This window comes from Priestia endophytica DSM 13796, from assembly GCF_900115845.1.
GTDB classification, from domain to species: domain Bacteria; phylum Bacillota; class Bacilli; order Bacillales; family Bacillaceae_H; genus Bacillus_I; species Bacillus_I endophytica.
Window position 1 is genome coordinate 25745 of the sequence record NZ_FOXX01000006.1, and the last position, 13347, is coordinate 39091.

The window sequence follows — 13347 nt, forward strand, 5'->3', positions numbered from 1 at the left end:
CCTATCAAACGTGATTTTTAATGAATATTTTGAATGTTTTCTTCGTTTTTCTCGTACTCCGTGTTTTTCTCTTTCAAGTTGCTCACAATATGGCTTAAGTAAGAGCCTTTTAGCTTATAAGCTTTAAGATAAATAAAAAGACTAAGAGCAGCAAAAATGAGCGGAATGGCAACCATTAAAATGCGAAGTCCCATCACAGTTCCAGGAGTTTGCGCAGCATCCGGTACATAGCCAACAAGAGAAAGACCAACACCAGTAAGAAGTCCTGAGACCGCTTGAGCGGCTTTCATCAGGAATGTTTGGGTAGAGACAATAATACTTTCTGAGCGAATCCCAAATTTGAGTTCCCCATAATCAATTACATCTGCAATTGACACTGTTGTAATCCCAAGGGAAAGACCTGAACCAAATTTTAAAAGAAAGCTGCCAATAATAATGAATGATGGACTTTGCGGTGCGATGTACCCGCCAGCTAAAATAATAACTAGGCCTATTCCAACAAGACTGCATGCGAGTGTAAACACTTTAGTACGATTTAATGCTTTCACAAGCCTTGGGAAGAGAAGAAGAGAGAGCATTTCCGCTGTAATCATAAAGTTGAAAATTGAAAATAAGTGTTCAGCTCCTGTAACATATTTAAAATAGTAAATGGTGACACCGTTTACTATTTGCATGGCGAGATTAAAAGAAAGTAAGATTCCAATAAAAACGACAAGCTGATCATTTTTGGCAAGAAGCTTTCCAATTTGTTTGAATTTAATTCGAGGTGCATTTCTATTTGTTGGTTTTTCAGGAACATTAAAAACCGTAACGGCAATTGTTCCAATAAAAATGATAGCGATTACAATTGCGGAAACCGTAAATCCTGTTTGACGATCTCCGCTGCCACCGAAGAAGCGATCAAAGAAATCAATCATATAAAGGCCAAATGTTCCAATTAACATGCCAGCAAGACTCGCAAAAAATCTTGGAATGACGGATACTTCTTCTCGTTCTTGCTGATCATTTGTTAAGCTTGGCAACCAAGACCAATACGGAATGTCCATAATGGTATATGTCATACCGTAGAGGAGATAGGCAATTGAAATATACACATAAAGCTCTGTTGTAGAGAGGCCGAAGTTTGTAAATAAGAGAACAAAAATAACGGAGTTGACAAGTGTTCCAATAACCATCCATGGCCGGAATTTTCCGAAGCGTGAGTGCGTATTGTCAACAATCATCCCCATGACAGGATCGTTTGTTGCATACCATATCCGAGCGATGAAAAATAGTGTTCCAACAAATGCAGGCGAAAGCCCTAATACGTCTGTAATGTAAAACATCAGATAAATTCCGACTAAGTTTACAACAGCATCTTTTCCAATTGCTCCTACCCCAAATGAATACTTTGCTTTGGCAGATAGTTTTTCCATTCCCCATACCCCTTTGTAATCCCTTACATAACATTTCATATGTTCGAGAGAATTGTAGTGCGTGCATTTAGTATAGTTGCGGAAGAGGAAGAAAAGTAGGGTAATATGTTTTAACTATCAGTCAAAATGTTAGATGTATAGAGGGGATAATAGAGAAAGGGGAAAAAAGAAAATATTTTTTTCATCGTTTTTTAACAGCAATATAGAAAACTTTTCTTTTCTAAAAGTAAAAAAAATTAGTTAAAAGAGCAATGTGGTATGATAAATGAAGATGAAGAAGTGTATAGTTTATTTTAAATGGATATAAAAGGAGCAAAAAATGGCGACGATCAAGGACATAGCGAAACGAGTAGGTGTTTCCATTGCCACCGTTTCACGCGTATTGAACTATGATAAATCTCTCTCTGTAAGTGAAGAAACGAAAGAAAAGGTATTTCAAGCAGCAAAAGAACTTCAGTATAAAAAGAAAGGCGGACGCAAGCTCCCTCAAGCATACAAATTCGCGGTTGTAAGCTGGTATACAGAAGAAGAGGAGCTTGATGACCTTTATTATCACGCGATAAGCTTAGGTGTAGAAAAAGCGTGTGAGGTTCACAATATTGAGCTTATGAAAGTGACAATGGAGAACCTGAAAGAATCAGAAGAGATCGACGGTATCATTGCGATTGGGAAGTTTAGTTTATATCAAGCCGAAAAGCTCAAGGAGAGGTCACCACATCTTGTTTTTGTTGACTGCTCACCAGATGAAGATATGTTTGATTCAGTAGTAAGCAATTTTGAAAGAGCAACTGAGAAGGCTTTGCAGTATTTTCTTGATCGCGGACATACACGTATCGGCTATATTGGTGGAATGGAAACGTACCGAGATCAAACGGCTCTTATTCAAGACCCAAGAAGCCTTAGCTTCCAGCGTTTTTTAACAGAAAAAGGCCATTATGATTCATCGCTTGTTTATATTGGAAACTTCTCTGTAAATGATGGTTATACTCTCATGAAAAAAGCGATTAGGGACCATAAAGAAAATCTCCCAACAGCCTTTTTCCTTGGAAATGACTCAATGGCATTGGGAGCGTTGAAGGCACTGCATGAAGAGGGAATTCCAGTTCCAGGAACAGTTAGTGTCATTGGAGTGAATGACTTTAGCGTATCAAAACATGTTTATCCCCCATTAAGTACTGTTAAAGTATTTACAGAGCTTATGGGCAAAACAGCCGTGGATTCGTTAATGGAAAGACTTGAAGGAAGAGAAGTTCCGAAAAAAGTTGTGCTCTCAACCGTATTAAACATTCGTGAAAGCACAAAGTAAAAAAGCTTGGAATAGAAATATTCCAAGCTTTTTTTGGGTTTTTAGTAAAAATTTTAGTAAAAATATTGCTCTTTTTTACTTTTTAACTTAAAATGAAAGAGAATTCTGACATAATGAAATGTTTATAAGTCAATAGTGAAAATGCTAGATGATGAATAGAAGAGCTATTGGGGGGAGAAGAAGTGAAAGCAGAAGAGCTATTAAATAAATTTGATGAGCTTTTTCAAGGAAGAAATGGGCGTTTATTTTTTTCACCAGGAAGAATTAATTTAATTGGTGAACATACAGACTACAATGGTGGGCATGTTTTTCCGTGTGCCATTACGTTTGGTACTTATGGAGTTGCTAGAAAGAGAGAGGATCGTGAAGTGAGATTGTATTCGCTTAACTTTCCTGAACAAGGAACCATTACTTTTTCACTTGATGAGCTTCATTATGAAGAGAGCGATGGGTGGGGGAACTATCCTAAAGGAATAATTCACTATATCAACCAAGGGGGATGGACGCTTCCGTCTGGCTTAGACATTATGATTTACGGAAATATTCCAAATGGAGCAGGTTTGTCTTCTTCAGCTTCACTTGAGATGCTTATTGGCGTTATTGTAAGCGAAATGTTTCAGCTTCACATAGACCGTCTAGAACTTGTTTCACTTGGGAAGAAAGTAGAAAATGAGTTTATTGGTGTCCAAAGCGGAATTATGGATCAGTTTGCGGTTGGAATGGGAAAGAAGGACTGCGGAATTTTGCTTGATTGCAGTACATTAACATACAAATACATGCCTTTAAATCTAGAAAATCATCAAATTATTATTATGAATACAAACAAACGAAGAGAGCTTGCGGATTCTAAATATAATGAACGTCGGGGTGAATGTGAAAGCGCTCTCTCTAGGCTGCAGAAGAGCCTTTCAATCGGATCGCTTGGCGACTTAACGGAAAGGGAGTTTGAACAACATCGTCATCTTATAAATGATGAGGTGTTAGAGAAAAGAGCCAAACATGCTGTATATGAAAATCAAAGGATTTTGCGCGCTTTTCAAGCGTTAGAACAGGATGGATTAGCTTCGTTTGGTGCTTATATGAATGAATCACACCGCTCTTTGCGTGATGACTATGAAGTAACAGGAATTGAGCTTGATACATTAGTAGAAGCTGCGTGGAAAAGGGACGGAACAGTTGGAGCAAGAATGACTGGAGCAGGGTTTGGCGGCTGTGCCATTGCGATTGTCGCAGAAGATAAGACAGAGGAATTTATTAGAGTAGTAGGCGAAGAATATGCCGGAAAAATAGGATATAAGGCAACTTTTTATGTGGCGAATATTGGAGAAGGAACAAAGGAAATTACACAAGAAGTGCTGCGTTAAGTTATGTAATTTATGAAGACAGGAGTGAAGAAAGTGAACATTTTTAGCGTAATACAAAGCCTAGTTGAAAAAGCTTTTGCAGTAAACTTAATAGAGTCCGAAGACCGTATCTATGCGAGAAATAGGCTGCTGTCACTTTTGGGTTTTGACGTATTCCCTGAGCATGTACACGAGACAGAGGAAGGAGAGATTCCAGACTTAGTCGAAAAACTTGTAGGATATGCTGTTGAAAATCATATGATTTCAGACCTGTTAGATGAAAAAGAAATGTTAAGTAGTGACATTATGAACGTGTTTTTGCCAAGACCTTCAGATGTTAATCGTACTTTTTATGAACACTACGAGAAGGATCCAGAACAAGCTACAAACTACTTTTATTCATTTAGTCAAAACAGCAACTATATTCAAACAAAACGAATTGCGAAAAACATCGCCTATAAAGTGAACACAGATTACGGAGAGTTAGATATTACCATTAACTTGTCTAAGCCAGAAAAAGATCCAAAACAAATTGCTGCCGAAAAACAAAAAAAACAAACGGACTATCCGTATCCAAAATGCTTGCTTTGTATTGAAAATGAAGGATATGAAGGAAGAATTGGTCATCCAGCACGTTCGAATCACCGAATGATTCGAATGAACTTAAGGAATGAAGAGTGGTTACTTCAATATTCACCATATATGTACTACAACGAACACTGCATTGTTCTATCAAGCGAGCATCGTGATATGAAAATAAGCAAGAGCACATTTACAAGATTGCTAGAATTTGTGGAAAAGTTTCCTCACTATTTTATTGGATCAAATGCAGATCTTCCGATTGTAGGAGGTTCTATTCTAACGCATGATCATTATCAAGGTGGAAACTACGAATTCTCGATGGCAAAAGCGAAAGAAAATCACGTGTTTACACTAAAAGCGTTTCCGAACGTTCACGGAGCAATTGTTCACTGGCCGATGTCTGTCATTCGTCTTCGAAGCAAAAAGAGAGAAGAGCTTGTCCGAGCTTCTTCTCTTGTTCTCGAAACATGGAAAAACTATAGTGATCCTACAGTTAGCATAGAAGCCTATACAGGAGACATTCCTCATAATACGGTTACACCGATTGCGAGAATGCGGGATGGTCAGTTTGAAATCGACCTCGTTTTACGGAACAATCGAACAACAGAAGATTACCCACTTGGTATCTTTCATCCTCATGAAGATGTTCATCATATCAAAAAAGAGAACATTGGCTTAATTGAAGTAATGGGTCTTGCAGTGTTACCCTCTCGCCTTGAAAAAGAGCTTAAAGAAGTTGCTCGGTTTTTACTAGGTGAACAAAACGAGATCGCTGCTTATCACCTTCACTGGGCGGAGGAAATTAAAGAAGAATATAAAGATCAACTCCCAAAAGAGAACATAACAGAAGTCCTCCAAAAAGAGGTTGGCATGAAGTTTCTGCGTGTGCTTGAAGATGCAGGGGTGTTTAAACAAGATAGAGAAGGAAGAGAAGCATTCGGAAATTTTATTGGACTTTTAACTGAGGAAAAGACTTCGTGATGAGCGAAGTCTTTTTTGTAATTTACCGTTTATATCAAGAATTTATAGGGGAGAAAAAGAATAAGCGTTTTTTCTACAAAAAATGCAATTGTTAAAAATTTTTTAAAGAGAATTACCTCAAAAAAATTATATTAAAATATAAACCTTATGGAAAATGTAGTGATATCACTTTCATATTAAATTTAATATATATATAAATAACGGTGGAGAAGTAGAAAAATACGCAAGAATAAGGAAATGTCGCAATTTGTAGAAATTTAAAACTGTTGGTAGTTCTAAAGGATTATTAAACGACAAAAATCGGTTTTTTGTTACTTCTTTTTTGTCGAACAAGTAATGATATATATATGTTTTTAAATAATATTAACATTATGTTATTAAATGTAACTTAATGTCTAAATAAATGGTAATTAAACATTGATTATGAAAGAAAAAAGATATCTGAAAAAAGTTAATTAAAGGTAATTGGTGTAATATAATGGATTAAGTTGAATAATTTTTACATTTTTTAACTCAAAAACGAAAAATTGTGCTAATATATCCATATACATAGGTGATTTCTGTTTTTTATTAAGACTTTATACCCTTATTGTGAAAAGGTAGACAAGAATTAGAGCTAGTAGAAGTTTTTAGCACTGCGAGAGGAGAAAACATGAGCGCGATAGCAGGCATATATGAATGGAATCAAAGTGAAATTCGTGTAGAACAATGTCAGGCAATGATGGAAGAGTTAAAAAGATATCGTGCTGATGACATTGGAACATGGAAAAAAGATAGTCTTTTCTTTGGTTGTCATGCTCAATGGATTACAGAGGAATCTATTGGAGAGAAACTACCATTTTATGATAGTGAACGAAAGCTCGCTATTACAGCAGATGCTATCATCGACAATCGAGACGAATTATTTAATAGATTAGGAATAGATATAAAATATAGAGTTTCTATGAAAGATAGCGAACTTCTTCTACATGCTTATTCTAAGTGGGGAGAAGAGATGCCAAAGTTTCTCGTTGGTGATTTTACGTTTATGATTTGGGATGAGAAAAAAGGAAAACTGTTTGGGGCTCGCGATTTTTCGGGGTGTCGCACACTTTATTTTTTCAATAATGAGAAAACTTTCGCCTTTTGTACCGCTATTAACCCGCTTTTTACGCTTCCTTTTGTTTCAAAAAGGTTAAATGAAGCGTGGCTAGCCGAGTTTTTGGCTATACCGGTTACGTTTGAGTCAACAGATTCTTCTTCAAGCGTCTATGAAAATATTAGACAGCTTCCTCCTTCACATAGCATAACAGTAGAAAAAGGAAGAGTGAAGCTTACCCCATATTACACGCTTGACATGGTGAAGAAATTAAAGCTCTCATCAAATGAGGAATATGAAGAAGCTTTTCTTGAGGTTTTTAAGGGAGCAGTAAAATCCCGATTGCGAACACATCTTAACGTTGGAGCTCACCTGAGTGGAGGATTGGATTCAGGTTCTGTTGCAAGTATCGCAGCACGAGAGCTACGAGTACAAAACAAATCATTGCATACATATAGCTATGTCCCTATCGATGATTTTGAAGACTGGTCACCGAAAAGCCGAATAGCTGATGAAAGACCTTCCATAAAGTCAACAGTGAACTATGTTGGCAACATTAGAGACAACTACTTGAGCTTTCCAGAGAAAAGCTCTTTTTCTGAAATTGATGATTGGCTTGATGTGTTAGAAACACCGTATAAATTTTATGAAAATAGCTTTTGGACAAAAGGGATTTTTGAACAAGCATCACAGCAAGGAATAGGTGTGATATTGAATGGACAGCGTGGAAACTGGACGGTTTCGTGGGGACATGCTCTTGATTATCAAGCAATGCTATTACGAAAACTTCAATTAAGAAAATTCAGCCAAGAATTTTGGATGTATAGTAAAAATCTTGGGGCAAAAAGGTCAAGAGTACTTCGTGTTGTTGGGCGTAAAGTGTTTCCAAAGCTAAGAGGAGCTTTATCTAAAAACAAAGAAGTACCTTTTCGAGGAATGATTAATGAAAAATTAGCGAGTCGGTTTAACGTTTATAATAAATTAGCTTCACATGATATTCAAAAAAATGGGTTAATTCAAAAAACTCCATATGAAATACGAAAAATTCAATTTCAGCGTCCATACTATTGGGCTCTCAACGGAGCATATACAACAAAGCTATCACTTCGATACGGCATATGGGATAGAGATCCAACAAATGATCTACGCGTTGTACGTTTTTGCTTATCAGTTCCAGAAAGTCAATTTGTTCAAAATGGACAAGATCGGTCACTCATTAGAAGAGCAATGAAAGGCTATCTTCCAGATGATGTTCGACTAAACCAACGAACGCGAGGGATTCAAGGTGCAGATGGAATTCAAAGGATGCTTCCACAGTGGAATGTGTTTATAGGAGAATTAGAAAGAGCTTTAAAGGACGACTATCTATCAGAGTATTTAAATATAGACCTTTTAAAGGAATCGTTAGAAAACATACGCCATGAACCTTCAGCTGATCAAGTATTTCGAAATGATTTTCGAATTTTAATGAGAAGCTTGATTCTCTATCGATTCCTTCAAAAAAACTTTTGAAAGGGGGTGACATCGTGGAGAAAAAACAATGGGAAAAGCCTGAAGTAGAAGTGTTGGATGTAAACAAAACAATGGCAGGACCTGGGCTAAGCTATCCTGATGCAGTGCAACCAGATCCAGATCCAGAGGATGCAATGCATCATGATAGTTAATTGGATATGAAATTATACGTTCATTACCCTTATACACTGTAAGGTGTATAAGGGTTTTCAAAATTTGTGATGAGCGGAGTGAAGATAATGAGTATAACGCAAACAGTTTATGCTTATAACGCTTTTGGACTAAACATATGGAGTGAAGTTCATCTTCCTGAATTACCTTCTGGAGAGTTTGGGGAAGATTCAATAGATATATGGATTAAAAAAGGTTCTTTACCAGAAACATGGGTGCAACGAGAAGATCGGAGCCGAGTTGTTGTTGATGGGGATTCTGTTATCTTTGAGTCATACAAAAACGCTTTCTTTTGTATTACGAAAGGAAGAGAAATTACGGTTGTGCCTTTTGAAGGGGTTGATGAACGTAAAGTAAGGCTTTATCTTCTTGGTTCGTGTATGGGCATCTTACTTATGCAGCGTAAAGTCATGCCTCTTCATGGAAGTGCAATAGAGATTAATGGGAAAGCTTATGCATTTGTTGGACATTCCGGAGCAGGGAAGTCAACTCTAGCAGCAGCTTTTATCCAAAAAGGCTATAAGTTACTAAGCGATGATGTCATTCCTGTACGCCTATCAAAAGAGCGAGTGCCAATCGCTTATCCTTCTTATCCACACCAGAAACTTTGGGAAGAAAGTTTAGTTGGATTTGGAATAAATTCAAGTGGCTATCAATCATTGTTTGAAAGGGAGACAAAGTATGCAGTCCCTGTAAAAGAAAGTTTTTACGATAAGCCCATCCCAATCGGTGGCATTTTTGAACTTGCAAAAGGAAACACAAGTAAAATCAGGTTTAAAAAAATTGGAACGTTGGAGAAGTTCCGCGTTTTACTTCAGCATACGTATCGTGATTTCTTAATTGACAGACTTAAGTTAGCCGAATGGCATTTCAAACATTCGATGGAAGTAGGGAAAAGAACACCGATTTTTGAACTTAGGCGACCATCAGAAGGATTTACAGCACCAAGGCTTGTAGATGAAATTTTAAAAGTGATCCAAGAGGAGGAAAAAGAGTGAGCCCATTATCTCTAAAACATCATGTTGTTCAAGGTGATGGAAATATCGCAAGTGATATGGATCAAGAAAAAGTCATGCTAAATATTGAAAACGGCAAGTACTATAACTTAGGTAACATTGGTGGAGCAATCTGGGATGAAATAAGTGAAGCAATCTTAGTTGAAGAGCTTGTTGAAAAACTTCTAAATAAATATGACGTGCAAAGAGATCAGTGCGAAAATCATGTTTTATCTTTTCTTTCACATTTACAGAACGAAAACCTGATTAAAGTAATGTAAAGGAGTGAAGAGAGTGAAACTAATCCATAAATTAAAAACATTCTCAAAGCTAGAATGGGAGCAGCAGCTTTTACTTTTAGAAGCTTTCTTTTATTTAGGCTATGGACGGTTTTTAAAGAGCCGGCCATTTGCTAAAGTAGCTCCAACGCTAGGTGAGTACATGGAAGAAACGGGAATGATTGAAAATCCTTCAAATGAGCCTATGCTACGCGATATTTCCTATGCTGTTCATAAAATGAGCAAGTATACTTTTTGGGAAAGTGAATGCTTAGTGAAAGCAATTGCTGCAATGAAAATGCTCCAGCGTCGAAAGATTGAAAGTACGCTATATTTAGGCACGGGAAAAGATAAAGACGGACGCTTAATCGCTCATGCGTGGCTGCGCAGCGGTCCGAAATATGTAACAGGAGCAGAAACAATGGAAAACTTCACGATTGTTGGAAAGTTTTCAAGAATCATTAGTGAATAGTGAAAATCCTTTCTACATTTATAAGTATCGGAACATGTTAAACAATGTTTAGCATTTTTTTATAAAAAATAAAAAAACCTCTAGAAAATGGTGAGGTGAACAAAGTGAATGCCTTTCTTTACTATATTAAAAGAATGCATCATTTCGCAGGAAAAGGTTTGTATGTGAACGTTGTAGGGCGTGCGATTGTTAGCTTGCTTGAAGGAGCAGGAATATTGCTCCTTATTCCACTTATTAGTTTTGGAGGTTTTGTGCAAGTTGAGAATGTCTCAGGGAAGATTATGGAGCTTTTTCATTTTCTGACTCGTATTCCCGAATCGTTTTATTTGCCCCTTGTGTTAGGCTTATATCTTTTTATTGTTGTGGGACAAACCTTTTTACAGCGTTATTTATCAATTCGTGACGCTCGCATTCGTGAAAATTTCAGCAGACATTTACGATTAGATATATACAGTTCTCTGTTAAATTCAAGATGGAGTTTTTTCTTGCAAAAACGGAAATCAGACTTAGTTAATTTATTAACGACAGAGCTTGCGCGCGTACTTGGAGCCATTAATTATTTTCTTCAGCTTTTATCTCATATTATTTTTACCGTTATTCAAATTTGTATTGCGCTCTGGCTCTCTGCCTGGTTGACGTTGTTTATTTTAGCGTGCGGTCTTGTTATTGGATACTGCTCAAAAAGCTTAATTAAACGATCAAACAAGCTTGGCAAGCAAACATCAAAGCTTGGTGAAACCTATATGGCGGGAATCACAGATCAAATCAATGGAATTAAAGATATTAAAAGCAACACATTAGAACATAATCATGTGAACTGGCTTCAGTCTCTAACAGAAAAAATGAGCGAAGAACAAATCAATTATGTGAAATTAAGATCAGATTCACAGCTTATTTATAAACTATCATCAGCTTGTCTTATTGCCCTTTTTATCTTTATTTCTCTAAAAACTTTTAGTGCTCAGCAGGATCAGGTTCTGCTTCTTATTTTAATTTTCTCACGCCTCTGGCCAAAGTTTACAAGCATTCAGTCAAACATAGAGCAAATTGCAGCAAGTATTCCTTCTTGTCGCTTAGTTAGAGAGCTTTTACAGGAATGCCAAAAAGAGAAAGAAAAAGTAGCGGTTAGCATTGAAACAGAAAACAAAACAGCCATCAAGGGCTCATTTCAATGTCAGAACGTTTCATTTCGCTATAACAAAACGAAAGAAGAATGTGTCTTAGATAACATCAACTTACATATCCTCCAAAACCAAATTACGGCTATTGTGGGACCTTCAGGGGCAGGGAAGAGTACGTTAATTGATTTGTTAATGGGTCTGAACATTCCAGAAAAAGGCGAAGTATTAATTGATGGATCTCCTCTTACAGAAGAGAATCTTTTAGCACTTCGCAACTCGATTAGCTATGTTTCACAAGATCCGTTTTTATTTAATACGTCGATCCGAGAAAACTTGCTGATGGTGAAAAATACGGCAAGTGATGAAGAGATATGGGAAGCACTTCAATTTTCGCAAGGATATGAGTTTGTGAAGGAATTGCCCCACGGGCTTGATACAGTCATTGGAGACAGAGGAGTAAGGCTTTCAGGTGGAGAACGACAGCGTTTGGTTCTAGCAAGAGCACTACTAAAGAAACCATCTATTTTAATTCTTGATGAAGCAACAAGTGCGCTTGATGTGCGAAACGAAGCGAAAGTAAGCAGGGCAGTGGAAGAATTAAAAGGGAGGATGACTGTCATTATTATTGCCCATCGTTTATCAACGATTCGCAATGCAGATGCTGTTATTGTCTTAGAAAAAGGAAAAATTGTTCAGCAAGGAAGTTACACACAGCTGTCAAAGGAGAAAGGACATTTGTTTAACGAACTTCTTCAGAGCCAGGCACAAGCTGTTCAGTAAAGGGATGGTGAAAGAGATGGAAAGAAACGGTGAGCTTGATTTATCATTGCTGCCAAGAGAACTAAAAGTGATGTTACATATTTTAAATCATCGAGAAGGAAGTTTAGTCCTAGAACAAAATATAGACTGGGACTATTTCTTGCAGCTTGTGATGCATCATCGCATTTATCCATTAGTATATGCAAAATTAAAAGAGCTAAGGGATCCTGCTGTACCTTCATTTGTAATGGAAATGTTAAAGAGAGAATATCAAAAAAATACGTTTTCAATGCTTCATTTGAGCGCAGAAATGGAGCGGGTGAGCAAACTGTTCAGCCAGCGGAATATTAAGCTTCTGTTTTTAAAAGGTCCCCCAATTGCCCAGGATATCTACGGAGATATTTCGCTACGAACGTCAAAAGACTTAGATGTATTAATTCAGTTCGAAGACGTTAAAAAAGCAGAAGATGTTCTAATTGAACTTGGCTATGAAAGAGAAGACCGCTTTTTTTCTCTGGCGAATGAATGGAAATGGCTTCATCACCATATTATTTACTTTCATCCCCAAAAAAAGATTCAAGTTGAAATTCACTGGCGTTCACAACCGTTTCCAATGCAACAACCAACATTTAATGAGCTCTGGGAGCGGAGAAGAAAGAGTAAGCTAACGAGTTCGCCCGTTTATCTCTTAGGGGAGGAAGACCTATTTATTTTTCTTATTGCACATGGAACAAGACATGGCTGGTTCAGATTGCGCTGGCTCGCTGATGTTGACTATATGATGCGAAGAAAGCAACCATTTAAGAATGTAAAACAACTTCGCTCACGAAAACAATTTAACCTTGTTGGGCAAGCACTCCTTGTTTCTACTGCTTTTTTTGAAACCCCTATCCCAGAGGAAGCAAAAAGTATTATAGAAGAAAGGCGAGCAAGAGAACTGGCAAAGCTTGCTGCTCCATGTATGATAGAGATAAGTCAACATTATATTCAGATGGAAATAGAAAGAAAAGAGACCCATAAGGGAAGCATAATTTCCTTATTCCTTTCTAAACTTTTAAATCTAAAAAATATAATTTTTCAACATTCTTATCTTTATGAAATAAGAACGGTTTCTCAAAGACTACTTCAAGTAGTGAGATTTATATATCCTAAACCTCATGAAGAAGATCAATTAAGACTACCCAAAGCACTCAAAATTCTCTATTTCCCTCTTCGCCCTTATTTATGGATGAAAAGAAAGTCAGCAAGCTTAGGAAGAGGAAAGTCGAAAAGGTTTGAAAATGTATAATAGTAGCTTTTATATATAAATAGCAGAGGAATGTCTTATACGCTGT

The 13347-nt window shown here is 37.0% G+C and carries 11 protein-coding genes; 10 read left to right on the forward strand and 1 reads right to left on the reverse strand.

All coding sequences use genetic code 11. The features are described from left to right. Nucleotides 1-17: 17 nt before the first annotated feature. Complete coding sequence (gene melB, locus BM012_RS12415) at nucleotides 18-1415, reverse strand: melibiose:sodium transporter MelB (protein ID WP_061805264.1); 1398 nt, start codon at nucleotides 1413-1415, stop codon at nucleotides 18-20. Nucleotides 1416-1734: 319 nt separating this feature from the next. On the opposite strand from melB, the gene BM012_RS12420 reads away from it, so the two are divergent. From BM012_RS12420 to BM012_RS12460, 10 genes are all read left to right on the forward strand, one after another. Beyond that, nucleotides 1735-2721: a LacI family DNA-binding transcriptional regulator gene (locus tag BM012_RS12420; RefSeq protein WP_061805265.1), complete on the forward strand. Its 987-nt coding sequence runs from the start codon at nucleotides 1735-1737 to the stop codon at nucleotides 2719-2721. A gap of 182 nt (nucleotides 2722-2903) precedes the next feature. After that, nucleotides 2904-4085 carry a galactokinase gene (locus BM012_RS12425; RefSeq protein ID WP_061805266.1) on the forward strand — a complete coding sequence of 394 codons (1182 nt, stop codon included), beginning with the start codon at nucleotides 2904-2906 and terminating at the stop codon, nucleotides 4083-4085. A 12-nt stretch (nucleotides 4086-4097) separates the two neighbouring features. Next, the gene (gene galT / locus BM012_RS12430) at nucleotides 4098-5627 is read left to right on the forward strand and encodes a UDP-glucose--hexose-1-phosphate uridylyltransferase (protein WP_061805267.1); all 1530 of its coding nucleotides are present in this window, start codon (nucleotides 4098-4100) and stop codon (nucleotides 5625-5627) included. A gap of 652 nt (nucleotides 5628-6279) precedes the next feature. Further along, a complete protein-coding gene (locus tag BM012_RS12435) occupies nucleotides 6280-8217 on the forward strand; it encodes an asparagine synthase-related protein (protein ID WP_061805268.1) in 1938 nt (645 codons plus the stop codon). A gap of 14 nt (nucleotides 8218-8231) precedes the next feature. After that, on the forward strand, nucleotides 8232-8369 hold the full coding sequence (locus BM012_RS26085; protein ID WP_019392002.1) for a paeninodin family lasso peptide: 138 nt from the start codon (nucleotides 8232-8234) through the stop codon (nucleotides 8367-8369). Between the two features lie 87 nt (nucleotides 8370-8456). Beyond that, nucleotides 8457-9386: an aldolase gene (locus BM012_RS12440; protein WP_061805269.1), complete on the forward strand. Its 930-nt coding sequence runs from the start codon at nucleotides 8457-8459 to the stop codon at nucleotides 9384-9386. After that, the gene (locus tag BM012_RS12445) at nucleotides 9383-9664 is read left to right on the forward strand and encodes a lasso peptide biosynthesis PqqD family chaperone (protein WP_061805270.1); all 282 of its coding nucleotides are present in this window, start codon (nucleotides 9383-9385) and stop codon (nucleotides 9662-9664) included. Before BM012_RS12440 ends, BM012_RS12445 begins: the two co-directional genes overlap by 4 nt. A gap of 13 nt (nucleotides 9665-9677) precedes the next feature. Then, nucleotides 9678-10133: a lasso peptide biosynthesis B2 protein gene (locus BM012_RS12450; RefSeq protein WP_061805271.1), complete on the forward strand. Its 456-nt coding sequence runs from the start codon at nucleotides 9678-9680 to the stop codon at nucleotides 10131-10133. Between the two features lie 104 nt (nucleotides 10134-10237). After that, nucleotides 10238-12034 (forward strand): ABC transporter ATP-binding protein, encoded by a 1797-nt coding sequence (locus BM012_RS12455; protein WP_061805272.1) that lies wholly within the window; start codon nucleotides 10238-10240, stop codon nucleotides 12032-12034. Between the two features lie 16 nt (nucleotides 12035-12050). After that, nucleotides 12051-13301: a nucleotidyltransferase domain-containing protein gene (locus tag BM012_RS12460; protein ID WP_061805273.1), complete on the forward strand. Its 1251-nt coding sequence runs from the start codon at nucleotides 12051-12053 to the stop codon at nucleotides 13299-13301. The last annotated feature ends 46 nt before the right edge of the window (nucleotides 13302-13347 follow it).

Excerpts from the sequence above, each read along its gene's own strand:
- melB (WP_061805264.1), bottom strand. The coding sequence starts at position 1,415 with ATGGAAAAACTATCTGCCAAAGCAAAGTATTCATTTGGGGTAGGAGCA.
- BM012_RS12420 (WP_061805265.1), top strand. The coding sequence starts at position 1,735 with ATGGCGACGATCAAGGACATAGCGAAACGAGTAGGTGTTTCCATTGCC.
- galT (WP_061805267.1), top strand. The coding sequence starts at position 4,098 with ATGAAGACAGGAGTGAAGAAAGTGAACATTTTTAGCGTAATACAAAGC.
- BM012_RS12435 (WP_061805268.1), top strand. The coding sequence starts at position 6,280 with ATGAGCGCGATAGCAGGCATATATGAATGGAATCAAAGTGAAATTCGT.
- BM012_RS12440 (WP_061805269.1), top strand. The coding sequence starts at position 8,457 with ATGAGTATAACGCAAACAGTTTATGCTTATAACGCTTTTGGACTAAAC.
- BM012_RS12460 (WP_061805273.1), top strand. The coding sequence starts at position 12,051 with ATGGAAAGAAACGGTGAGCTTGATTTATCATTGCTGCCAAGAGAACTA.